Source organism: Streptomyces sp. NPDC051561 (assembly GCF_044454195.1).
In the GTDB taxonomy this organism is placed as follows: Bacteria; Actinomycetota; Actinomycetes; order Streptomycetales; family Streptomycetaceae; genus Streptomyces.
Window position 1 is genome coordinate 95,704 of record NZ_JBITDM010000006.1, and the last position, 21,292, is coordinate 116,995.

At 69.4% G+C, this 21,292-nt stretch carries 28 protein-coding genes; 6 read left to right on the forward strand and 22 right to left on the reverse strand.

Going from position 1 to position 21,292, the window contains the following annotated elements; genetic code table 11:
* Window positions 1-301: 301 nt before the first annotated feature.
* The 22 genes from ACIA73_RS16235 to ACIA73_RS16340 form a co-directional block, all read right to left on the reverse strand.
* Window positions 302-634 (reverse strand): hypothetical protein, encoded by a 333-nt coding sequence (locus tag ACIA73_RS16235; protein WP_399439148.1) that lies wholly within the window; start codon window positions 632-634, stop codon window positions 302-304.
* 189 nt (window positions 635-823) lie between these two features.
* Window positions 824-1,477 (reverse strand): DUF317 domain-containing protein, encoded by a 654-nt coding sequence (locus ACIA73_RS16240; protein ID WP_399439149.1) that lies wholly within the window; start codon window positions 1,475-1,477, stop codon window positions 824-826.
* Window positions 1,478-1,674: 197 nt separating this feature from the next.
* Window positions 1,675-2,196, reverse strand: a complete 522-nt coding sequence (locus tag ACIA73_RS16245) for a hypothetical protein (RefSeq protein ID WP_399439150.1) — start codon at window positions 2,194-2,196, stop codon at window positions 1,675-1,677.
* Window positions 2,193-2,936 carry a glycosyltransferase gene (locus ACIA73_RS16250; protein ID WP_399439151.1) on the reverse strand — a complete coding sequence of 248 codons (744 nt, stop codon included), beginning with the start codon at window positions 2,934-2,936 and terminating at the stop codon, window positions 2,193-2,195. The genes ACIA73_RS16245 and ACIA73_RS16250 overlap by 4 nt, the downstream gene beginning before the upstream one ends.
* 81 nt (window positions 2,937-3,017) lie before the next feature.
* Window positions 3,018-3,203, reverse strand: a complete 186-nt coding sequence (locus ACIA73_RS16255; RefSeq protein WP_399439152.1) for a hypothetical protein — start codon at window positions 3,201-3,203, stop codon at window positions 3,018-3,020.
* A 32-nt stretch (window positions 3,204-3,235) separates the two neighbouring features.
* Entirely contained in the window at window positions 3,236-3,763 is a 528-nt protein-coding gene (locus ACIA73_RS16260) for a hypothetical protein (RefSeq protein WP_399439153.1), read from the reverse strand.
* Window positions 3,760-4,329 carry a hypothetical protein gene (locus ACIA73_RS16265; RefSeq protein WP_399439154.1) on the reverse strand — a complete coding sequence of 190 codons (570 nt, stop codon included), beginning with the start codon at window positions 4,327-4,329 and terminating at the stop codon, window positions 3,760-3,762. The genes ACIA73_RS16260 and ACIA73_RS16265 overlap by 4 nt, the downstream gene beginning before the upstream one ends.
* Complete coding sequence (locus ACIA73_RS16270; RefSeq protein WP_399439155.1) at window positions 4,259-4,954, reverse strand: hypothetical protein; 696 nt, start codon at window positions 4,952-4,954, stop codon at window positions 4,259-4,261. The genes ACIA73_RS16265 and ACIA73_RS16270 overlap by 71 nt, the downstream gene beginning before the upstream one ends.
* A complete protein-coding gene (locus ACIA73_RS16275) occupies window positions 4,872-5,615 on the reverse strand; it encodes a hypothetical protein (RefSeq protein ID WP_399439156.1) in 744 nt (247 codons plus the stop codon). The genes ACIA73_RS16270 and ACIA73_RS16275 overlap by 83 nt, the downstream gene beginning before the upstream one ends.
* Before the next feature lie 335 nt (window positions 5,616-5,950).
* Window positions 5,951-6,403: a hypothetical protein gene (locus ACIA73_RS16280; protein ID WP_399439157.1), complete on the reverse strand. Its 453-nt coding sequence runs from the start codon at window positions 6,401-6,403 to the stop codon at window positions 5,951-5,953.
* Window positions 6,400-7,164 carry a DUF317 domain-containing protein gene (locus tag ACIA73_RS16285; protein WP_399439158.1) on the reverse strand — a complete coding sequence of 255 codons (765 nt, stop codon included), beginning with the start codon at window positions 7,162-7,164 and terminating at the stop codon, window positions 6,400-6,402. The genes ACIA73_RS16280 and ACIA73_RS16285 overlap by 4 nt, the downstream gene beginning before the upstream one ends.
* A 53-nt stretch (window positions 7,165-7,217) precedes the next feature.
* The gene (locus tag ACIA73_RS16290; RefSeq protein ID WP_399439159.1) at window positions 7,218-7,757 is read right to left on the reverse strand and encodes a hypothetical protein; all 540 of its coding nucleotides are present in this window, start codon (window positions 7,755-7,757) and stop codon (window positions 7,218-7,220) included.
* A 44-nt stretch (window positions 7,758-7,801) separates the two neighbouring features.
* Window positions 7,802-8,260, reverse strand: coding sequence for a hypothetical protein (locus ACIA73_RS16295; protein WP_399439160.1), 459 nt, complete (start codon window positions 8,258-8,260; stop codon window positions 7,802-7,804).
* A 150-nt stretch (window positions 8,261-8,410) separates the two neighbouring features.
* Complete coding sequence (locus ACIA73_RS16300) at window positions 8,411-8,941, reverse strand: hypothetical protein (RefSeq protein ID WP_399439161.1); 531 nt, start codon at window positions 8,939-8,941, stop codon at window positions 8,411-8,413.
* 55 nt (window positions 8,942-8,996) lie between these two features.
* Window positions 8,997-10,502, reverse strand: coding sequence for a VirB4 family type IV secretion system protein (locus ACIA73_RS16305; RefSeq protein WP_399439162.1), 1,506 nt, complete (start codon window positions 10,500-10,502; stop codon window positions 8,997-8,999).
* Window positions 10,499-10,966 (reverse strand): DUF6238 family protein, encoded by a 468-nt coding sequence (locus tag ACIA73_RS16310; protein ID WP_399439163.1) that lies wholly within the window; start codon window positions 10,964-10,966, stop codon window positions 10,499-10,501. The genes ACIA73_RS16305 and ACIA73_RS16310 overlap by 4 nt, the downstream gene beginning before the upstream one ends.
* 56 nt (window positions 10,967-11,022) lie before the next feature.
* Window positions 11,023-11,625 (reverse strand): hypothetical protein, encoded by a 603-nt coding sequence (locus ACIA73_RS16315; protein WP_399439164.1) that lies wholly within the window; start codon window positions 11,623-11,625, stop codon window positions 11,023-11,025.
* Entirely contained in the window at window positions 11,622-13,088 is a 1,467-nt protein-coding gene (locus tag ACIA73_RS16320) for an SCO6880 family protein (RefSeq protein WP_399439165.1), read from the reverse strand. Before ACIA73_RS16320 ends, ACIA73_RS16315 begins: the two co-directional genes overlap by 4 nt.
* 108 nt (window positions 13,089-13,196) lie before the next feature.
* Entirely contained in the window at window positions 13,197-14,510 is a 1,314-nt protein-coding gene (locus tag ACIA73_RS16325; RefSeq protein WP_399439166.1) for an ATP-binding protein, read from the reverse strand.
* Between the two features lie 30 nt (window positions 14,511-14,540).
* Window positions 14,541-15,227: a hypothetical protein gene (locus tag ACIA73_RS16330; RefSeq protein WP_399439167.1), complete on the reverse strand. Its 687-nt coding sequence runs from the start codon at window positions 15,225-15,227 to the stop codon at window positions 14,541-14,543.
* A 2-nt stretch (window positions 15,228-15,229) separates the two neighbouring features.
* A complete protein-coding gene (locus ACIA73_RS16335; protein WP_399439432.1) occupies window positions 15,230-15,550 on the reverse strand; it encodes a DUF6112 family protein in 321 nt (106 codons plus the stop codon).
* Window positions 15,551-15,658: 108 nt separating this feature from the next.
* On the reverse strand, window positions 15,659-16,801 hold the full coding sequence (locus ACIA73_RS16340) for a C40 family peptidase (RefSeq protein WP_399439168.1): 1,143 nt from the start codon (window positions 16,799-16,801) through the stop codon (window positions 15,659-15,661).
* A 460-nt stretch (window positions 16,802-17,261) separates the two neighbouring features.
* On the opposite strand from ACIA73_RS16340, the gene ACIA73_RS16345 reads away from it, so the two are divergent.
* The 6 genes from ACIA73_RS16345 to ACIA73_RS16370 all read left to right on the forward strand — a co-directional run bounded on the left by ACIA73_RS16345 (window position 17,262) and on the right by ACIA73_RS16370 (window position 21,222).
* Window positions 17,262-18,017 (forward strand): DNA-methyltransferase, encoded by a 756-nt coding sequence (locus tag ACIA73_RS16345; protein ID WP_399439169.1) that lies wholly within the window; start codon window positions 17,262-17,264, stop codon window positions 18,015-18,017.
* Window positions 18,018-18,095: 78 nt separating this feature from the next.
* Window positions 18,096-18,728, forward strand: coding sequence for a DUF4913 domain-containing protein (locus ACIA73_RS16350; RefSeq protein ID WP_399439170.1), 633 nt, complete (start codon window positions 18,096-18,098; stop codon window positions 18,726-18,728).
* 29 nt (window positions 18,729-18,757) lie between these two features.
* Window positions 18,758-19,204: a type II toxin-antitoxin system RelE/ParE family toxin gene (locus tag ACIA73_RS16355; RefSeq protein WP_399439433.1), complete on the forward strand. Its 447-nt coding sequence runs from the start codon at window positions 18,758-18,760 to the stop codon at window positions 19,202-19,204.
* Between the two features lie 58 nt (window positions 19,205-19,262).
* Complete coding sequence (locus ACIA73_RS16360; RefSeq protein WP_399439171.1) at window positions 19,263-19,787, forward strand: GNAT family N-acetyltransferase; 525 nt, start codon at window positions 19,263-19,265, stop codon at window positions 19,785-19,787.
* 161 nt (window positions 19,788-19,948) lie between these two features.
* Window positions 19,949-20,485: a hypothetical protein gene (locus tag ACIA73_RS16365; RefSeq protein WP_399439172.1), complete on the forward strand. Its 537-nt coding sequence runs from the start codon at window positions 19,949-19,951 to the stop codon at window positions 20,483-20,485.
* Between the two features lie 20 nt (window positions 20,486-20,505).
* Complete coding sequence (locus ACIA73_RS16370; RefSeq protein ID WP_399439173.1) at window positions 20,506-21,222, forward strand: hypothetical protein; 717 nt, start codon at window positions 20,506-20,508, stop codon at window positions 21,220-21,222.
* The last annotated feature ends 70 nt before the right edge of the window (window positions 21,223-21,292 follow it).

Sequence of the window (21,292 nt, forward strand, 5' to 3'; positions counted from 1 at the left end):
GCGGCCCGGAGCGCCGATAAGGCTGGGTCGAGGGTGACCGGGTGGCGGGTTGCGGTGCGGATGCGGGCGGCGTAACTCGCCTGCTGGTTCTCCCAGGTGCGACCCCGTCGAAGGGCAGGCGCCACCACCAGCCGCGAAGAGCAGGGTGTGCTTCGAAACCGGCTCGGTGTAGGACTAGTTCGGCGAACAGGCGATGGAGCCCTTGACTTTGACCTGCCCGCCGACCCCACGGACGGGCCGGATCTCCGCTTCGGGGGGTGCCGTGTTTCCGGTGGACGTAGAGATCGTCAGCTTCCACGGCTCAGCGACTTCGTCCGCCGGGCGAGGGCGATGTTGCCAGTGGGCGGGGCGTGGAGGAGGCGGCCGAGTTGCCGGGCGTGACGATCGGCGGCGCGGTGCGGCGAGCGGTGTGGGCGGTCGCGGCGCGTGCAATCCGTACGAGCCGCTCGTTGGGCGCCGAGCCGAGGGCTGGGCCGCTCAGGTCCGGGGTGAGCAGCGGGTCGAGGACGAAGTCGGCCTGGACCCGGATGCCGAGGTTGCGGATGTCGCTGACCGCCTGGCGTGCGCGGCGCATGCCGTCCTGGCTGGGTTCGCTCAGCCGGTGGAGATCGGTGCCGGGAACAGGCTCGAACATGACGCGCTCCAGCAGCCAGGTCTTCAGGTGCTCTGTCAGCGGGCGGCCGGATGCTGCGACGAAGCCGTACGTGGGGTGGGTGCCGATGTACAGGTGGGGCAGGTCGGAGGACGTAGATGTCTCATTTCTGTTCCGGTGAAGTGGAGTTGACTGCCGGACGGGATGGCCACGGGGCCGGCGGACGGTGGGTCATCGGCTGGGACCGCCGGGAGCGGTGCTCGGAGGGGTGGGGCGAAACGACGCCCTCGCGGTAGGCGCCGGCGGTGCCGGAAGGCGCTGGACGCGCACGTGGGGCTGGAGCCCGGGTGGCAGAGAAGTCGGCATCGCGCGGATCGCGGGGGAGCCGTCAAGGACCCTGTCGAGGGTGGCGTTGACGATGGCAAGCGGGGTGTCCTGGGTAAAGGTGATGCGCCACAGGGCCTTCATGCCCAGGCTGTGGCCGTGTGCCCCGATGTGCCAGGAGACGTCCGGGTCGGGCGCCAGCTGCATCGTGCTGCCGTCCCGACGGTTGGCCACGGTGACGATGCCGTCGGCGGAACCGAGCATGAAGAAGTCCTCGTCGACCTCCATGTCCCAGGAGTCCTCGTCGACGTCCAGGAGTATGGGCTCGGGGCCGGGACCGCTGTCCAGCCCGTAGACGACGTAGTCCGGGTCCAGATCGAGTTCGTGGTGCACCTGAAGAGTCAGGTGGAGAAGGTACTCGACCGGCACGACGCCGCTGATGGCGGCCCGCCAGCGGTCCTTCCCGTCGAGGCCGCTACGGGCGGTGATGGTGAGGTGCTGGCCGGTCTTCTGGGCCTGCTGGTCGTGTTGGATGACCACGCGGTCGCACGGGCTGGCCACGGTGAGCTTGTGCTCGGATTCGTGGGCCTTCCATCCGGTGATCTCCGCGAAGGCATGAAGGTACGTGCGGTGATCGGCGGGCGGAGTTGCCGCCAGGTAGTGGGGGCTCAGAGTGACCCACTGCGGGTCGGAGCCGGAAGGTGACGCGGCGATGGCGTGCTCCTCTAAGTACCTGAAGGATGAGGGTGGTTGGGGTGCTATCGGACCCGGAGTGAGGGCGTCGCGGTGGGGCAGGGTGCTTCGGCCAGGCGGACGTGCAGTCTGGCAGGCCCGCCCGGACGCTCAGGGAGCGTCCCTCGGGAGGTGTTGCGGAGCCGGGCAATGGTGATGTCCAGGACTTCGCGGGCCTGTGTGTACAGGGTGGCTGCCTGCTCGGGGGACGGCGCGCGCAGTGCGCCCGCGTACGACCACCCTGTGGTGGGCCGCGTGTCGGGTGCGATCTGGGCTGCGGCTTCCCCCAGAAGGGCCAGGGCGCGGGCCATGCCGTCCGTGGCTTCCAGGAACGGGTCGAGCGAGCCGGGTGCCTGGGGGAAGTCGTCCGTGTCGCTGCGGGCGCGGGCCCACTCTGCGGCGTACACGAGGTGGGCCGCGAGCAGCCCGATGTGATCGAGCAGCACACCCGGCACGACACCATGGGCGGAGACCGGGAAGTCGTCGGCGAGTTCGCCGAGCCGCCGCACGAGGTAGCCGGCCGCCCCGTGCTCGACGAAGCCCGTCACGCTGGAGCCTTCGCGTGCTCCTGGTGAAGCGCCAGCAGGGCGGTGGACAGGCGGCGCCCCTGCTGCCAGGCGAAGGTCCTGCACTGCTCCTCGTACTGGTCGAACACCGGTCCGCCGGCCGTCATCTGTGCAGGGTGCTTTCGGTAGAAATACACCACGTGCGGGAGCAGTTCTCCAGCGGAGAGCGACGTCACGGTGTTCACCATGAGGAAGTCCTCCCCTTGGGGCAGCCCGCCGTGCCCGCCGGCGGCCCGCACCAGGTCCGTACGGGCCAGCAGCATGGTCTGCCCGAGCGGGATCGGCGAGTGCGGCGACGTCCAGTACCGCGTCACGTCACCGGGGCCGTGCAGTCCCGGGGGCGTGGGGCAGTGCCAGGTGGTGGCGGAGCCGTCCATTTGGAGGTCGGCGCTCCACCCTGCGATCCAGCCGAGACCGGTTTCCGTGATGCGCTGATAGCGCACGGCGAGGCTGTCGTCGGGGAGGACATCGTCGTCGTCCACGTAGGTCACCAGGTCGGTGTCGACGAGATTGAGTGCCAGGTTTCGGGCCGCACCTGCGCCCACGGGACGGGGCAGCTCCAGGACTCGGACGCGCGGATCGGCGGCGAGCGGGGCAGGCAGGTGCCTGGGGTTCGCACCGTCCAGGGCGATCACGGCCTGCCAACGAATGCTCTGCCGGGCAAGGCTGGCGTGCATCTCGACGAGGTAGTCCAGGCGTTCCGGCTTGAGCTGGGTGGCCATGACGACGGTGACCTGCGGGTGGGGGGACGTTGAGGACAGGGTTCTCTCCGGGAAGGATGAGGAAGTGGAAGGCGGGTGGTTCTACGCGCGCGGGCCGCGGGGGATGGTGAGGACGGCGAGCCACGAGGCTCCGCAGGCGACCAGGACACCGACGGTCTGCCAAGCCCCTGTGAGGAGGGTGAGCGACAGGGCCACCGTCAGCGTGACGATGCTGGCAAGGACGGCGAGCTTCGCTTCCTGCTTGCAGGGTTTGTTGCCGGGAGGCATGGAGGGTGTCCCTTTCGAGAGGGGGCGGTGGGTCAGCGCTGGGGGCGCGGCGGCGGGACGCTGTTTTGCGGCGTGGGCTCCGCCGGGGAGGCGGGCTTCTTGCCCGGTGTGCGGGCGAATGCTGGAGAGGCGAGGCGCTCCGCGCCGTCTTCGAGAACGTGCTGGGCCCGCTGGAGGCTGCGGACGGCCGCTGCATGCCCGAGCCGGTATCCGAGCTCGTGCTCGGATGCTCCGCCGGTCCCCAACAGGGCTTCTTCCGCCTGGCTTTGGAGGGCAGTGGCCAGGTGGGCGGAGGCACGGGCGCAGTGCGTGTACGCGCCCGTGAGGTACAGCACGAAGTGCTGTCCGGCCGGGGTGGCACTGGCGGCGGAAGATTTCCCCAGTTCGTACAGGAGAAGGAGTCCGAGTTCGCGGGTCCGTTGGATCTGCTGGAGCAGAGGGGCGATTCCGGCGTGCTCGGCCAGGGTGTCGGGGAGCTCCAGGCCCTCCAGCAGGTACTGGACATCGCGGGCCCGGGTGCCGAGCAGGGTGCCGAGCGGGGGTGTGGGGTGCTCGCTCACCGGCTCCTGCCTCCGGCCGTACGGGCGGTGCGGGGGCCAGTGACGGAGACGCGTTGGACCGGCGTGGATGCACGGGGAGGGGCGCCGCCGTAGGTAGAGCGGAGGTGGTCCTCGCCCAGGCGTGCGAGCTCGTCGCCGATATCGGCCAGCCTCCGGGCTGCTGCTCGGACGCCTGCGGCCAGGGCGGGCTCCTGCTGGTGCTCGTAGCGGGCCGCCGCAGCGTCGAGGAATTCGTACAGGGCACCCAGCGCGCTCGGCCCGTCGCCGAGGACTGCGTCGGTCACCGCATGCAGTTCGGCGGCGGTGTGCGCCTGGTGGAGGACGTTGGTCCACGCGGTGGTGCTGTGTCCGGGGTCCTGGAGTGAGAGCGTCAGCCGGAACGGAGCCGAATCGTGGGCAGCCCAGCGGTACAGCTTGTCGGGGGACGGGGTCGAGGGGGCGGTGGTGTGGTCGGCGGGCAGGGGGGGCTCCAGAGTGGGGCGGGGGGCTTGGTGGTCAGCGGTGTGCCGGCCGGGGTGTTCGCGCGGGTACGGACTGGGCGGCCAGCGTGGTTGACGGGCGACCACGCGAGCTCCGGGTGGGGGCAGGCCAGTGGACGGGGTGGTCGCTGAACTGGGTGAGCGGGCTGTGGTTCCACCGGACGACGGGTCCGTGCGCCGGATCTTCACCGAGAGCGAGGCTGATCACTTCGATGCCCTCGGGTCGCAGCACGTAGACCCATCCCGCTTCGCTGTCTGCGGCGTTGGACTCGTTGATCTCCATCCGCTCGGCGGGAGCCCCGGTCTGGGTCAGGACGCCGGTCATCCGCGGGCTGTAGTCAAGGTCGGGGTTGGCCAGTGCGTTGTGGATCGGGTCGGGTGCGCCGAACAGCAGGTCGTCGCCGAGGTGCTCCCATCCGATTTCGTCGATGTCGATGAGGTATGAGGCGAGGGCTTCATGGTCGCCCTTGAACCTGTACGCATATGCGGTGAGGAGGAACGGCAGTTGGACACTGGGTACGCCGTCGTAGTGGACGTAGATACCGGCGTACCCGTTCTCGGTCGGGCGGGCGATGCAGGACGGTGAGGACAGGGGCTTCTCCTCGTTGCTGGAGTGGTAGGTCCGTGGCTCAGACGCGGGTGCGGGGTCCGGATGCGTCGGTTCGGGCGCAGCTGGTGTCCAGCAGCTGGGCCGGGCCGCCGCCGTGCGCAACGGTGGCCGCGTTGGCGCACAGGAAGGTGTACTGGAGCACGGGGCGCGGTGTGGTGCCGAGCGACGGCTGGTCTCGCTTGGTGGGGATGAGCCCGAACCCCGGTCGGGTGACCGCGTCGGTCTGGGTGTGCGTGTGGGAGAAGAGGACGAGGGTGCCGCCGTCAGCGGTGCGCAGCGCGTACGTCGGATCGGAGGAAGTGACTCCCGCGAAGGTGGTGCGTGCCTTGTCCCCGTACCCCTTGCCCGCAGTGGCGTGGATCTTCACCTGGCGCTGGCTCGCCGGGGTCGGCGTGAGCACCTTCTTCGCGTTCTGCTGCCCGCCCGTGACGTAGTTGTCGATCACGGCGGCCTTCAGCGCGTCCGGTTTCGTGGGCAGGCCGTTGGCGTCCATGGCCGTGGCGAAGCCGTTCCCGTCCAGGGCGATCTTCGGCGGCGGCTGGTTGTTGAGCAGGACGGTGGTGACGGCCTCCCACCGCTGCTGCGCGGGTCGTTCTGCGAAGACGGTGAACCAGACGTCTGTGCCTGCGGTGGTTGCGGCGGCGAACCAGCGCGGCGTGCTGTTGGTGGCGAAGGCTGCCTGCGAGGCGATGCGCGGGATGTAGAGCTGTGCGGCGGACGGGTTGACCGGCAGCGGGTACGGGGCACGGTCCTTCGCAGGCACCCCACGGCTGTCCTTGATCCGGGCGAGTGACTGGGTAAGGAGCGGGCCGTCTTCGACGGTGTCGAGCAGGGCGTTGTCGGCCGACGTGTACGCCTTGCGCGAGGTCTCGGCGTGGTGGGCGACGACGTCGCGGGCCTGATCCAGGCCGAGGGCCGGCGGGTCCTGGAGGACCTTGACCGCGGGCTTGGAGGGGTCGGGAGTCGGGGCCGCTGCGGGGGTGGTGGTGCCGCAGGCAGAGAGAACTGCGCACAGGGCGGCGGCGGTCGCGGGGAGGGCGAGGCGAGGAACGGTGTGCGGGGGGATGGGGAAGGCTCCTGAAGAGTGGGAAGAAGGGGTCAGCGCCCGTGGCCGGATCGGTTCGAGGCGGGCGGTGCGGGCGCGGGTGCAGAGGACATCGGGCGCTTGGCGACGGGTTGCAGCCCGTCCCCGAGGGCGTGCATGCGCTCGACGGCATCGCCGCGGTTGTTCAGGCAGGTGCGGAGGTCGAGGGCGACGTCCTCAAGATCGGCGCAGAGGTCGAAGCCGTCGTCGTGCTCGGACTCCTTGGCCTTCTCTCCTGCGGCCTCGAAGAATTCAGCGACGCGGGCCAGCAGTCCGTCGGTCGGCTCCAGGACGTGCGTGAGGAGTGCGGCGGCTTCGGCGGGCGAGTTTGTATTGCCCAGTTGGTCGGTCAGGGCCAGGATCTGGTGGCCGAGAACGTAGCGGCCTGCCGGGTCAGTGGGGGTGGTGATCAGCGATGGGAACGGCAGGACGGCTTCGGCGGGCGAAGGAGTGTGGGGACGGGTCAACGTGTGCGGATCCTTGGTGCAGGGGGTGCTGCGGCGCTCACTCGTGAGGCCAGAGGGGGCGGGCGCGGACTCTCGGCCCTGGGGCGGGAAGGGAGGGAATGCGACCATGCCGGCCTGGTGGCGAGGTACGGGCGCACCCAGGGGGAAATGTCCCGGTGGTCGCGGATCAGCGGTGTGGGGTCGGTGACGACCTGGTGGAACACCTCGACGAGGAGCCGGGGCACGGTGGCGCTGAAGTGAGCCGTCCACCCTTCGCGGCCGGTCGGCTCGCCCGCACCGAAGGTCCACCCGGGGGTGTACGGCATCGGCTTGCCCGACCGGGGCGGATCCGCGTCGTACGAGGCGAGATTGTCGGGCGAGGCGACGTGGGAGCCGGGTGCATTGGCCAGGGGACGCCAACCGAGTGGCAGGGGCAGGTCGGCGTCCCAGTTCGTCTCCGAGGCGAACAGCGCGGCGGGATCTTCCGCGAGGGTGCGCGGCAGGGCCTCGATGAGCGTGGTGACGAACTCGGTCGGGACGTCGGAGTCCATGGCGATCCGCCACAGCGGTGGCCCCAGTGGATAGGCGCTGGCCACGATCTGTATGGGGGCCTCGTCGGGGATTTCAAGAATCCAGCCGACCTGGATGCGCAGGCAGGGGCTCGAATAGACGAAGGAAACGTGGTCGTCGGAGCGTACGGTCCAGCCGTGTTCGTCCAGTGGGGCGCAGAAGGCGCCGACGTGGTCGTCGACCTGGTGGCCGGCGAGATAGCGCGGGCTCACCCAGACGTCGGTGTCGGAGGGCGGGGCTATGTGGAACTCCGTGTGTGTCGGGGTCAGGGTGTGCGGCCAGGCGGCTGCGGGGCCGGTTGGCGGGGGAGGAACTTGGCGGAGAAGCGCTCGATTGCCCGGTACTCCTCCAGGAGGCGGATCGCCGCCGTGAGCTCCTCGGAGGCTCGGCGCAGTCCGGCACCGGCATCGGCGCAGTCCATGAGCAGTCGTGCTCCCCGGGTTCGTGCGGCGTGCGATTCCGGTGTCGGAGCGGGGGACAAGGTGGTCTCCGCGCTCTGGGCGAACAGGTGGGCGGCGGAGATTGCCTTTGTCGCGGCTGTGGAGAGGTGGCGGTGCGCCTTGGCGCCTTCGCGGGAGTTGACTTCCGGGGAGGCTGCCAGGGCAACGGCCAGGCGGACCACGTTCTGTGACAGCTCCAGGGCGGTGGCGGTGTAGTCCAGGAGCTGCGGGAAGGGCAGAGCTTTCGGTTCACGGGGTTCTGCATCGCCGAGCAATCGCAGTGTGAGGCTGTTGAAGGCGTCCGTGAAATCGCTGGACAACTGGTGCAGGTCGTCGGTCATCTGTGCGGGAGTGGCTGTGGTCATGTCACCTTGGTCATGGGGAAGGAAGGCGCCGGGCCCGTCGTCGCTCACCGGCTGCGCGCAGGAGGCGTCGCGGTAGTCCGCGATGCTGTGGGCAACGTGTTGTCCGGCCAAGGGCGAGTGGCGGCCGGATCGGCGAGCAGCCCGAGTCGGGCGAGGTACTGGTCGAGGGCGTGGATCATGCGCCAGGCGCTGCCTCCGTTGCGTGCTTCGGGCCGCTCGGGGACACCGGAGTCGGTGGCGGGTGTGGAGTCGTAGATCAGGTCGTACGGTGCTTGGTCGTTCTGGTGGTGGGTCACGATCCAGCCCTCCGGGTCACCCGCTGGCCGGTCGGATCCTGTCTCCTGCGGCGGGGCAATGATCAGGTAGCTCCCGTCGGGGAGCGTCACGTGCAGGATGTGGGCGCTCAGGCCGTACTGGATGTCGCACTGCATCCCCCGCTTCCGCAGCGGGGTGGTGATGTGTGCGTGGCGGCGCCACAGCTCCTGCCACCATGCGCTTGTCACGTAGCGGTGGTTGGGTAGTGGTGCAGCTTCGGCGTTGTGGTTCATGGATCTTTCAGCTGATGCCCGAATGTGGATGCCAAGAAGGGTTTTCTCTATTGCTGCCAGTTCCTTGCTATCCCTGGCGGGACGCTGGGGAGCGATCCACAGGAGTCAGCGGCGACGTACTACCGGAGGTGCAGTTGCTCCGGTGCGCGGGCCGTCCGCAGGCCGGACAGGTGCGGGTTTGGTGGTGGATGCAGGCGGAGCCGGTTGGAGGGCGGGCTGCTTCCGGCGTTCACTCCTGGACCGCCCGGCAGATTCGATTGCCAGCGCTTCCGGCAGGAGCCGGACGTCCTCGATCAGTTCTTCCAAACGGATCGTCCACGACTCCAGCTCTCCTGCGGAGTTGAGTGCGCCGCGGTCGCGGCACCAGTTGGCTGCGCTTTCCAGGAACTGGCGCATCTGAGGGAACGCGCCGTGATCTTCATCGACGGTGTGTTCGTATACCTCGGTGAACCGATCGATATCGGGGGCGGTATGGAGAGCATCCGTCGCAGCGCGAATGGAGACGCCGGAGTCTGGCGGCTGCACGTATCGCTCGGGCGGGAGGGTGACGGATGAGGTCGGGGCCTTCTTAGGAATCCATCTGGGTTTGCGTCGCGAGCCCTCGTACTCCCAATAGTCTGGCTGGGAAATGCTCATGTGTGCTTCCGCTCGTTGGGATTAGGGCTGCGCTGTTCGTGAACTCGGCGCATTTTCAATTCATTCGGGCATCCGTATCGAAGAGCATCCGTTCCCGCTCGTGGAGGAGGTGCTGGACGATGAAGCTGCGGCCCGCGACCTTCCACAGCCCGCGACCGCGGTTGAGGTGCGCGATGGCCTGCGTCTCGACGCTGGTGAGGCCGAGGAGGCCGGCGGCGGCGTGGATCTGGTCGGTCTCCTGCCGGTAGACGATGCGGGTGCTGCAGTCGGCGAGCAGCCCTTCGGCGAGCGCGCGCCCCCGAGACCCGGCGTCGCCCGCGGTGAGCAGGTCGGACAGGCGGTGGATAACCATGAGGTTGGCGATGCCCAGGCCACGGGAGAGCTTCCACTGCGACTGCATCCGCTCCAGGAGGGCGGGGTGGCTCATCAGACGCCACGCCTCGTCGTAGACGATCCAGCGCCGCCCGCCTTCGGGGTCGGTGAGGGCTGCTTCCATCCAGGCAGATGCACAGGTCATCGCCAGGACCAGGGCGGTGTCGTCGCCGTTGCTGCCCATGCGGGAGAGGTCGATGGTCAGCATGGGGCTTGTGGGGTCGAAGGCGGCGGTGGATGGGGAGTCGAACATGCCGGCCAAGTCGCCGTGCACGAGCCTGCGCATGGCGTGGGCGAGGTCGCGGGCTGCTTCGCCGAGGTGCCCGGAGACGGTGCCGCCGGCCATGTCGAGTACGGCGGGCTGGTTGAGGGTGTGGGCGATGTCGCCGAGTAGCGGGGTGCTTCCGGTGGCGGCGGCGTACTGGACGACCGCGTCCAGGCACACGTCGAGTGCGGTGTGTTCCATCGGCAGCAGCGGGCGGCCTAGGACGGTGCGGGCGAGCGAGCCCAGGAGCAGGAGGCGGCGCTTGCGGACTTCGTTTGCCCAGTCCTCCTCGGTCACGCTTGGCGGGCGGGGCGCGGCGTCCAGGGGGTTGAGGCGCCCGGGGAGCCCGGGGCCCAGGGCGATGGAGGTGCCGCCCAACGCTCGTGCCACCGGCGTCCATTCGCCCTTGGGGTCGCACGGTACGTAGATGCGGTAGCCGAAGGCGACTGACCTGAGCGCGAAGGACTTGGCGAGCGCGGACTTGCCCATGCCGATCACCCCGGCGAGCAGGATGTTGGGGTTGGTGAACCCCTCTAGGCGCCCGTACAGGGCGAAGGGGTCGTAGGTGAAGGCCGCCTCCGCGTGGACGTCGCGGCCGATGTAGATGCCGGCGGCGCCGAGACCGCCCTCGGCGAGGAAGGGGTACGCCCCGCTGGCGGTGGCGGTGGTCATGCGGTGGCTGCGGAGCTTGAGGCGGGAGCCGCGTGCGGAGGCCGGGCCGGGGCGCCCGGTCAGAGGGTAGACGGGGGCCGGCATCTGAGCCTCGGTGGAATCCTGCGCTTCGGGGAGGGCAGAGGCGGTCTCCCGGGCCTTGGCCGCGGCTTCGGCGAGCTGCTTGCGGGCGGCGCGGCGCCCGGCCCGGTCGGTGGCATGCGGGGTGAAGAGCGGGGAGGCGCTGGTGCGACGGGCGGCGCGACGGCTCATCGGCCGCAGTGGGTGGTGTGGCCGTGCAGTCGGGAGTCCAGGTCGCGGGGCGTGGTCTTGCGGCGGATCGCGTGGACGGAGGAGACGTGGCGCTGGCAGATGGTCAGGAAAGGCGGTCCCTCGGGCAGGCGCTCGGGGCGGCACTGCTCGGAGTGATCTGCCGTTTCGGTGGCGGTGGGCGGCAGGACGTGGAAGGCGTCATGGAGTGCGGTGGCGGCCTGCCAGAGACGGGTGCGGGCGGTGGCGAGGTGGCTTCCGGCGGCCGGGTGGGGGAGGCGCGTGGATTCGGCGAGCTGGTCGAGGAGCCGGTGCGAGGCGGTGAGGTGGCTGTGTAGTACGTCGGCGTGGGCGCGGTCTGCAGGAACATCCTGCGTCGACGCGAGCTCGCGTGTGTGGTGATGCAGGCCGGTGGTCGCAGCGCGGAGAAAGGGGTGGCCCGCGTTGGTGAGGTTGCGAGGGGTCAAGGAGGAGGGGTGTCCTTCCTGCCGAGCGGCAGAGAGAGAGGAGGCGGCAAAAAGGATCAGCGCGAGTGGTGGGGGCCGACGGAAAGCGGAGGGAGCGGGGGCACGGTGGGCGCGATCGGGTCGGGGGTGCGGACGGCTGCGCCGCGGACCCGGTCCTCGCGAAGGTCGGTGAACGTGCCCGGTGTGGCGAATCCCGCATGACTCCGGCTCAGTACGAGCGCGGGCTCGTCTTGCACACCGTGGTGGGAGGGGAATTCCAGTTCCACCCACTGCCGGAATATGCGCAGCGCGGAGAGGGCGCGCCACGCGTCGTCGACGTCGGTGCCTTCGACGATGAACAGCCATATGTCGTCGGCTTCGCCGTGGGCGGGGCCGGTGACGGCCAGCGTGAAGGCCCGTCGAGGGGGATCGGCGACGAGCTGCTCCAGCCGGGGGAGCAGGGCTGCGAGGGTGTCGCTGGCTTCGAGGGCTGTTTCCCAGCGGGCGTCCTCGTACTCGCGTTGCTGGTCTTCGATGACGTAGCCCTCGGGGTCACGGTGCTGGTCGAGGCGTTCTTGGTGATTGCGCAGCAGTGTCCGCAAGGGCGGAAGCAGAGCCTGTATCTCGTCGAAGAGGTGCGGGGGCGTGGCCGCTGGGCCGGTCGACTGCGGTTTCGTCATAGTGCTGTCCGGGCGAGTGGCAGGGCGCTCAGGGTGAAGCTCTCGGCCTGCTGGTAGGACAGGCGCCGGAGGTCGACCTGGGCGGTGACGGCGGCGGTCTCGATCTGCGCGCACGCCGCGTCCAGCTGCGAGTCGGTTTCTGCGCTGACCGTGAGCAGGCCGGTCAGTGCCACGTCGGCGTGGCCGGCGATGAGTTGGCGTTCTCGGTGTTTGACGTCGGTGTATTCGACGGTGTCCTCCTCGGAGTCGACCATGCCGCGGCGGCGCCTTTCGGCTGCGTCGGCGAGGATCGTTGCCTTGCGGCGCTGGACGTCACGCAGTGCCGATTCCAGTTGCTGGGGTGCGTAGACGAGGGAGAGGGTGCGGCGTACTCCGGTGCTGTAGAGCAGGCCGTGCAGGAAGCCGCCGCCGGTTTCGGTCCGTGGCCAGTTCTCGACCCAGAAGGTGGCGTGGCGGGCGGAGTCGGTGGCGAGGCGGTCAGTCTCCTCGACCTGCACGACGGGGCCGGCCGCTGCCGGGTCGGCTTCGGCGGCTCCGTCGGGGGACCACTGCTGCAGGCCGGCGAGCGCCTTCGGGTCGTACGCGGTGCGGATGACGGCGGAGATCTCGCGGGCCGACAGCCAGCCGGTCACGGTGAGGCCGCTGGTGCGGGCGGCTTGGGCCACCGAGGCGGTGACCTGGGCCATCACTACAAATGCTCCGGGAAGTCCGCCACCTGCCTGGGTGACGAGGCGCTTGGCTGCTTTGAGGTCGAGGGCGATGGCGAGGTACGTCTCGTGGGGGGCGGCGGCCGGTCCTGCGGAGGTGACGAGGTCGGTGTACACCTGGCCGGCGACCGGGGCCTCGGGGTGACCCTGTTGGGTCCAGTGGCGGGTGAGGGCGTCGCCGCTGTCGGGGACGGTGCGCTCCAGCACCTGCACGGTGGCGATGTGTCCGGAGCGGGCGATGCTGGCCAGCGCCCGCCCCCACCCGGTGATGTGGGAGTTCTGCGTGGCCGGGTCCAAGAGGGCGAAGGCCCTGCTCGTGACGCGGGCCACGGCGGTCAGGGTGTGCTGGTGGGGATCGTGGACGGCGGCGGCCTCGGAGCCTTCCGGGGTGACCACCCGCAGGGCCGCTGCGGTGCCGGGCAGGTGCAGCAGGCCGTCCACGCGCGGGCGGGAGACCGGGCGGGCCAGCCACAGGGTCTGGCCGGTACGGCGCCGGTGTGCGTACCGGGCGACGATGGGCGCCCAGTCGATGAGCGATCGGCCTTGGCGGCGGACGGCGACCAGGACGCCCACGACAATCCACAGGGGCAGCAGGGCGACGGCACCCAGCAGGCCGAAGACCATCATGGCGGCCAGGCAGAGCATCAACGATGCGCTGACCAGTAGTAGTTGGGGGAGGGAGAGGCCGAGAAGAATGCCGCGCCGGCTGCGGTGCGGGAATTTCACCGTGAGCGGGACAGCGTGATCAGCAGACAACAACGGGACCGTTCGACGGGCGGCAGCGGGCGCTGGAGGCGCCCCGGTCGTGGGGTGCGCGCTGAAGCGGGCGCACCCCACGGGGCTGCCGTGCAGGAGGGACGGGGATCAGGTGCCGGTGGGAGAAGGCGGAGGAGCGGCAGGGCCTACGGCTGAACTGGTATCCGAGGCAGCCGAGTTGCTTGGCGGAGGAGACGTCGAAGTGGGCGCGCCCCACTGGGGACCGTCGGGGCCTGCGCCCGAGGACGGAGGGCCATCGGACTGCCCGGAGGCGTTCTCCCGCAGATCGGTCGGCGGAGGTGCGAACCCCTTCTTCAGCGGATCCGAGCCCGAGGAGTCGTCGTCCCCGCCGCCACCGGTGGGGTGGGCGGCGATGTCTCCGGGGAACTGACCGGGAACCTCCGGACCGACGGCCTCGGCTCCGGCCGCCGCTCCTGCTCCACCAGAGCCTGCGGTTGCAGCGGCAGAGGCGGCCTTCTTGGCGGCGCGCTCGGCGTACTGGCGGGCCACCTGGCTGCCGGCGCCACCCGCGCGGTGGATCTCTTCGCCGTTCGTGCCCTCAGCAGCCCAGTGCACGAACTTGAAGGTCGTGTAGGGGCACAGGCATACCAGCAGCATGATCACGATGCCGGCGAGTACGTCGGACAGGGCGGCGGCGCCGTCCTGAGCGCGGGTGTTGCCCAGGGCGCTGATGCCCAGCAGGAACACGATCGTCATGAGCAGTTTGGAGAAGACCAGGACGGCGGTGGCTTCGATCCAGCCCTTGCGCCAGCGCCGGGCCACTTCCCAGCCGCCGCCTGCTCCCGCGAATACTGCCAGGGTCACCATGATCAGAATGCCGACCTTGCGAACGAGCATGACGCACCAGAACATGAAGACGCCAATGGCCGCGATGATCGCGCAGAGCCCGGTGAGCAGCCAGCCCGAGGTTGCCAGAGAGGCGATGCCGCCGACCGACACGACGCGCTGGACCGCCTCCTTCAGGGAGGTGTCGGCTGCGGCGAACAGCCCGGCGCTCAGGGCGTCGGTGACTTCGATTGCCACGGTGGTCAGGGCGATGACGCTGAAGCTGAAGAGGACGCCGCTGGCGGTGCCGGTGAACGCCTGGGCCAGGGCCCGGCCGTCGCGCTTCATGGCGGCGCGGACGAGCTGGGCGATGAACGTGCCGACCAGGACGGTCAGCCCGATGGGCAGGATCAGCTCGTAGTTTTCGCGGAACCAGGCTGCGTTCAGGTCGATCGCGGTGGTCTTGTCGATCGTCTCGGCGACCATCTCGACTGCGGAGGAGGCCATTTCGCCGGTGGACTTGGCGATCCAGCTGCCGATGCCGTCGGTGATGGACCCACCGGGATCGGACACGAAGTCGATGGCGTCGGCTGCGTCGCACACGGAGTTCACGACGGGTATGTCGCAAAATCCCATAGGGGTTACCTCCCTTCTAGAGGTGGTGGGTCAGGGTGCGACGTGGGGGGAGACCGCGACGAGCGCGCAGTCGTGGGAGGGGCGGCACTGGATGGCGAGCGTGATTGAGCGGGGCTCGGCGCCGCCTCCGCCGTCCTTCCAGGCGAGCTGTTGCTTGCCGGTGACCGTGACCGCGTAGACGGACGAGGTGGTCAGCGCGGCCGGGTCCTTGGCGAGGGCGGTCTTGAACACAGAGGGGAAGTGCGCCTCGGCGGCGTGTGCCGTGGCGTACTGGGCGTTGTCGCGCATCCGCGTCCACAGCACCGGGTCCGGGATCTGGGCGGCGAGCGACGGCCAGTCGCTGTACTTCGTGTCCCGGGTCATCCACTGGGCCATGCCGGCGAGGTGCTGGTCGCGGGTGGTGGAGCGGGAGTCGTAGGACCAGAGCATCTGGGCGGCAGCCTTCGCGTACGCCAGCGGGTCGCTGATCTGCGGCGGCGCTGGCACCGAGCCGGTGTTGGCGGGCTTGGGCGCGGAGGGGGCCGGCGGTGAGCTGGGGGACGTCCGTGCCGGGGTGGTGGTCTGGTCGGCCTCGCCCCGGGAGGTGAGCCACGCGAGGCCGGTGGCGAGCGCGAGGAGGACGAGCAGGGCGAGCGCTCCGGCGAGGACGCGACGGCTGGTCGGCCACGACGCCGGGGATCGGTAGGTGGGAGTGCGGGCGCGGGAACGTTTCGCCATGGCTACTGAACCAGCTCACCGAGGGCGGTGAGGCCGACGACGAGTCCGTTGGCGGCGCCGAGGCCGATGGCTACGCCGCAGCTCACCATGAAGCCCTTCTTGCCGTTTGCCTCCGTCTGGTGGCCTCCGCTGTGATGGCCCCACGCCCAAACGATCAAGCTCACTGAGAGGCTGCCGACCACGGCGATGATCGCGTACAGGTTGATGGAGGAGACGATGTCCTTCAGTACGGCCAGACCTGGGAGGCCGCCGTCCTTCGGGGTGATGCCGGGGTCGTAGGCGAGGTAGGAGTGGAGGAGGCGTTCGGTGAGGGGGAGTGCTATGACGGGGTCTCCTTGCGTGGGCAGGCCCAGGGGCCGTGCGGGAATCTGGGAGAGAGCAGGGGTGCGTGCTGCAACTCCGTTACGGGACTGCTGATTTGGCCGGACTTCTCAGCTGCCGACTACGCGGCGGACCGCCAGGACGGTCCAGTCCTTGACTGCCTCGATGCGCACCGGCTTCGTGGTCCGCGGTGCGTTGATGACCAGGCCCTGGCCGAGGTAGAGACCCACGTGTTCGGGCACTGAAGCGGTACCGCGTGAGAACAGCAGGTCCCCGGGCTTCAATGCGTCAGCGCGGACCGGCTTGCCCTCGTTGACCTGGGTGTACGTGGTGCGGGTCAGCTTGATGCCGGCTGCGGCGTACGCCTGCTGCATCAAGCTGGAGCAGTCGCACCGGCCCATCGGGTCCGGGCCGCGCGGCGCCGTACAGGTCCCGCCCCACTGGTAGAGGGTGCCGAGCTGTCCGAAGGCCCACCTGATGGCCTTCTGTACCTGCGGGGGTGCGTCCTTGGGGATCTCGTACCCCTTGGGTACCTTCCCTTCGGGGATGGGGCCGAAGGTGCTGCCGCCGCGATGGCCGACTCGTCCGCAACCACGCTCCGAAGGTGCCGAGTTGGGTCCTTCCGTGACATCGGGCTTGCTGGTCGTACCGTCGCTGAGGTTCTTGGCGAGGGTGTGCTGCAGGGCGCGGGAGAGCGGCTCCCATTTGGCGTACGCGTCCGGGGTTCCGCTCTTCTGCACCAGCTGGGCGGCTTGGGTGACGGTCAGCTGCTGCCACCCGGGAACGGCGAGCAACGCCTTGTAGAACGACTTCGCCGCGTGCACGGGGTCGCGGATCTCCTCCGCGGTTCCCCAGCCCTGGCTCGGGCGCTGCTGGAACAGGCCGAGCGAGTCACGGTCGCCATGCGTCAGGTTGCGCAGTCCGGATTCCTGCAACGCCGTGGCCAGCGCCACGATCTGCCCCCTTTCGGGGATACGCATGGCGATGCCGGTCGCGATGATCTTCTGCGCGAACGGGATCTGCACAGCGGGATCGGAAAGCCCGGAGACGGTGGCGTCTGCAGCGGCGCCCTTGCCCTTGAGGAGGGCACCTACCTGCTGGGCGACTTGGCCGGAGCCAGAGGCGTCGGCTATCTCGCAGGTGGTGGAGGAAGCAGTGGACGGGCCGCTGCCGGCGGCGGCCGTGGCGGAGAGGCCGGCGAGGAGGAGAGGGGACAGGCAGAGCGCGCCGAGAGCGGCGACCAGCCCTTTCAACCGGGGGCGTCAGCCGATCGGTGGGTGCTCGGGGAGGGGTGTGAATTTGGGCGTGTCACGGGCGTCCTTCGAGATGATGCCTGGCGGGGATGCGGAAGGCAGGTCCTTCGCCGGAATGTTGAATGTCAAATGCCTTCGGTGCAGAGCGAGTTGTTGTGCGAGCCGTGTTGTGCGGCGGTCAGAACCGCCAGGACTCGATGCCCCCATAAGGCGGAGGTGTGGCTGGGCATAGGCCAGGGGTGCGGTGACCGCCGGGCATGGAAAAACACTAAGCGCCAATTCCTGATTGACGAAAAAGTGAGCTACGACCGGGCCCATTCCGTCTGCGGCACCTACCCTTTGAAGATTCCCGGCACCGTGCCCCAGGCCCGCAGGACCTCGATGTCCGCGTATGGCCGGGCAACTCCTCACCGGTGACCGCGAATTCCCTTCCTCATCCCCTCTCAGACGAGGCTTCTTCTTGACGTACTCCCTCCACCAGGGCGACGCGCTGAGCGTGCTCGCCACCCTCCCCGACGGCTGCGTCGACAGCGTGATCACCGACCCGCCGTACAACAGCGGCGGCAGGACGGCCAAGGAACGGACTTCCCGCAGTGCGCGGCAGAAGTACGTCTCCGCCGACGCGAAGCACACGCTGCCGGACTTCACCGGCGAGAACATGGACCAGAGGTCCTACACCCGCTGGCTCACCCAGATCATGACCGAAGCCCACCGGGCCACGAAGGTCGGCGGCACCGCCCTGCTCTTCACGGACTGGCGCCAACTTCCCGCGACCAGTGATGCGTTCCAGGCCGCCGGCTGGCTGTGGCTGGGCATCCTGACCTGGCACAAGCCCCAGGCCCGGCCCCAGAAGGGCAAGTTCCGCCAGGACTGCGAGTACATCGTGTGGGGTGCCAAGGGCAGGATCGACGCGGACCGCAACCCCGTGTACCTGCCCGGCCTCTACAGCGCTTCCCAGCCCTCCGGCAAGGCCCGCCGCCACATCACGCAGAAGCCGGTCTCGGTGATGCGCGAACTGGTGAAAATCTGTCCGGAGAACGGCACCGTGCTCGACTTCACCGCCGGATCGGGCTCCACCGGCGTCGCCGCCCTGCTGGAAGGCAGGTCCTTCATCGGCATCGAGCGGACCCGCGAGTACGCGGAGATCGCGGCCGACCGTCTCGCCGAAACGGTGTCCCAGACCCTCACCCAGGACGACTGCACCCTCGCCGCATAACCCCGCGACGGGGCGTGCCCTCCCAGTGCGCCCCGTCGCACCCCCACCTCATCCCTAACACGACCCAGGAGTTCCTTGGTGCCCGAACCCGTCGATCCCCGCGACGAGGAAGAGCTCGAACCCGTCCACTTCCCGGACAGTGAGCTGGAAACCCTCGAAGCATCCGTACGCCGCCTGCTCGACCAGACCACCGCGCCTGCCACGGCGCGTCAGAGCGGACCCGTCGGCCCGCCGCCCAGCCTTTCGCCGTTCGCCGGATTCCCCATGACGATGCCACCGCCGACCCCTCCTGCGGTGGAGCCCCGGTTCATCCTCACTCTGGACGGCGAGGAGTTCGAGACCGAGCTGGACGCCCTCGCGGACTGGGTGCACGACTTCCTCCTCGACACCTACGGCGCGGAGATCAGCACCGCCGCCCCCTGGTGCCAGAAGTGGCAGGAACACCTCGACGTCGTCGGGTGGCTGCACTCGCTGTGGATGGCCTACCAGCAGCACATCGACCCGGAGGCCGGCCTCGCGGGACCGGCCGTGTGGCACCGGGACTTCCTCACCCACACCATGGCCGCCGTCCGGGCCCCGAACGGCCCCCTGTCGGCCTGCATGACTGACGCCGACCGCCCCTCCCACCGGCTCCTGGCCACCCCTACGGCCGCCACTGCCAAGCCCGCCGCCACGACGATCGACGCGGCCGAAGTGGGGCTCGCGGCGTGATCGACGGTACTCCTCGCTACGCGCTCTCCATGGACCCGCGGGCTCTGGAGGACTTGCTCGAAGCCCCGCGCGACGTATGCGATTTGGCCCTCGCCCAGCTGCAGGAAGTGATCAACGGGGAGTTGCGCGGGGGCAAGCTGCTCGGCGACCTGTCGGGCTATCGAAAGCTCTACGTCGACTACCGGGCGGCATGGCGGATCGTCTACGGTCTGCGTCCGGCCGACAGCCGCTCCACTCACGCCACCGAAGTGCACGTCGTGGCGATCCGCCCCCGCGACCAGGGCGAGGTGTACGACCGGGCCGCCGCCCGGATCGGTCGGCCCCGAAGGTCCGTGAGTGCTCTGGCGCATGCCGCCCGTGCACGTTCCCCGCAGGCGACCGTCTCCCGCCCGTCCCCGCTGTCCCTGCCCGCGGTACGGCCCGGCCTTCCCGCCCCCGCACCCCTCTCGCTTCCCACGTCGGGACGCACGCGGTGACCCCATCCCAGAGAAAGGTGTGACTTGTTGGGGTCCTCGGCGGTACGGAGATGCCGCGTTGCGGCACCTCGTGCCCCTGACGTCCCACATCATCGCGACGCAGCGAGCGCGATGCGGCGACTGGGACGTGGTCGATGATCTCCACCGGCGCTGTACGGAGAAGTCCCTGTATCAGCGCTGGGGCCGGGTGCACGTGCGCCGCCGCGACTGGCAGCGGCTCCTCGCGCATGCGGACTGCTGGATCACCCGCTCGCTGGAGGGCCAGGCCATTGCCCTGATGTCCCTGGGGCGGGTTCAGCGGCATCAGGGCGTCGTCGACCTGGGCATCCAGGTTGCCGACGGCCACCAACGACAGGGGCTCGGCAGCCGACTCCTTCGGCAGGCCGCCGAACATGCCCAGGCCGACGGCGCGCACACCCTCAGCATGTACACCCACCTGACCAACACGGCCATGCTCCGCCTCCTGCGTCAGCACGGACCTGTCACCGAACGCCGTGACGGCCCCCACCTGGAAATGCATCTGCATCTGGCCGGCCACGCATCCGGCTCCCGCACGGCCCGATCGCCATCCGATGGGAGCTGAATCCGATCCCCACCAGCCCACCTCCACCCGCCGGGAAGCCTCACACCGACCTCGATCACCGCATCGAAGCAGTCACCGGGCACCCCGTCGCCACCCTGTGGAGGCAGCACGACCACAAGCTGCTCGACCTGCCTCTTGGCCGCCTCGTCGATGCCCACCGCTTGCTCGCCTCAGCAGAAGTCGATGTCGCCTTCCACCGGGGCCGACTCGCCCGGCTCTTCAACGATCAGAACCCTCTCGATGACGCCGCCTTCGCCCTGGTGGAGCGCACCCTAGGCCACCTGAAACAAGCTACGTCCTTGCGGGAAAACCACCGGGCCGAGACCGCGGCACGGCTGGAGGAGGTGGAACGGCTGACTCCCCGCCCGGAGCGAGCCGAACTGCCCGAGCTGTCGCCTCCGGACTTCGCCGCCCTGCTGGCCATTTCCCAAGGTGCGACCCTGCGGCAGAACCTGCTGACCCAACGCACTTACGCGCGGACCGGGTTCGGCACGATCGGTCAGTTCGTCGTCGAGTTCCTCGAAGGCGAGGGCCTGGTGGAACGGGACACCTCCCACCCGCTGCAGGCCGGCCAACCGCTGACCGTCACCCCCACCGGGCGCGAAGTCCTCAGTGGCAAACGCCGCCCCGTACCCCCTGCTGCCCGGCCGGCCGTGCCGGGATTCACCCGCCCGGCGCCCAGCCGAATTCCCCGCTGATCCCCGAAGCGAAGAGCCACATGTCCCGATCCCTGGAAACCGAGTTTCACCTTGACGGCTACGAACCGGCCAACGAGGAGGTGGAACGCACCTTTTGGTCGCACATTGATATCAACCGGCCCGAGCTCAGCACCCTGGCCGCTCACCACACACAGGACGGAGAGCACAGCTACTTCGTCCTGCACAACGGGGCGGTGACCTGGGGCCATCCCGGTCTACCGCAGCTCGTCGCGCTCCACCTCGTACGCGACACGGCGGCCAAGACCTTCACGTTTGAGCACCGAGAGCTGCCCCTTCCCGCCATGGCGCAGTCCTGGTTGATCTCACGCGGGTGCCCCCGCGAAGCCATCGCGCTTCCCCAAGACATCGGGACCGACCAGGCCGACACCACCACCAAGGAACTGCACGAGCGCCTCATGGGCGACGGCGACCACTTCGCCTACCTCGACAGCTACACCTACGACATGTCCAACCCGTGCGTGACCACTGTGCTGCTGCGCCACGACGATGAGAGCGATCCGCAGCCCTTCCGGGTGGTGGTCGAGACGGCTGACACCGACACCTGGACCCACACGCTGCGCGAAGGCGCCTTCGACACCTACGAAGCAGCCCTGACCTGGCTGCGTTCCGGTGACACCCCCCTCCCGCCGCCGCCCCTGGCGCCGCAGACAGCGACTTCTCAAGCGCTGCCGCCTCGCGCCCCGAGCACTGCACTGCCGCCAAGCCGGCACCGCTGAGCTCCCCGGGGTGACAAGAGGTCCCAAACTCGGACTCTCCTGCCCTCGGTTGCCGCCCGTTCCGCTGCTA

What these genes read in the sequence shown, in the direction of transcription:
- ACIA73_RS16235 (WP_399439148.1), bottom strand. Translation starts at nt 634, where the DNA reads ATGTTCGAGCCTGTTCCCGGCACCGATCTCCACCGGCTGAGCGAACCC.
- ACIA73_RS16250 (WP_399439151.1), bottom strand. Translation starts at nt 2,936, where the DNA reads ATGGCCACCCAGCTCAAGCCGGAACGCCTGGACTACCTCGTCGAGATG.
- ACIA73_RS16255 (WP_399439152.1), bottom strand. Translation starts at nt 3,203, where the DNA reads ATGCCTCCCGGCAACAAACCCTGCAAGCAGGAAGCGAAGCTCGCCGTC.
- ACIA73_RS16290 (WP_399439159.1), bottom strand. Translation starts at nt 7,757, where the DNA reads ATGACCACAGCCACTCCCGCACAGATGACCGACGACCTGCACCAGTTG.
- ACIA73_RS16300 (WP_399439161.1), bottom strand. Translation starts at nt 8,941, where the DNA reads ATGAGCATTTCCCAGCCAGACTATTGGGAGTACGAGGGCTCGCGACGC.
- ACIA73_RS16305 (WP_399439162.1), bottom strand. Translation starts at nt 10,502, where the DNA reads ATGAGCCGTCGCGCCGCCCGTCGCACCAGCGCCTCCCCGCTCTTCACC.
- ACIA73_RS16315 (WP_399439164.1), bottom strand. Translation starts at nt 11,625, where the DNA reads ATGACGAAACCGCAGTCGACCGGCCCAGCGGCCACGCCCCCGCACCTC.
- ACIA73_RS16325 (WP_399439166.1), bottom strand. Translation starts at nt 14,510, where the DNA reads ATGGGATTTTGCGACATACCCGTCGTGAACTCCGTGTGCGACGCAGCC.
- ACIA73_RS16330 (WP_399439167.1), bottom strand. Translation starts at nt 15,227, where the DNA reads ATGGCGAAACGTTCCCGCGCCCGCACTCCCACCTACCGATCCCCGGCG.
- ACIA73_RS16355 (WP_399439433.1), top strand. Translation starts at nt 18,758, where the DNA reads ATGGACCCGCGGGCTCTGGAGGACTTGCTCGAAGCCCCGCGCGACGTA.
- ACIA73_RS16370 (WP_399439173.1), top strand. Translation starts at nt 20,506, where the DNA reads ATGTCCCGATCCCTGGAAACCGAGTTTCACCTTGACGGCTACGAACCG.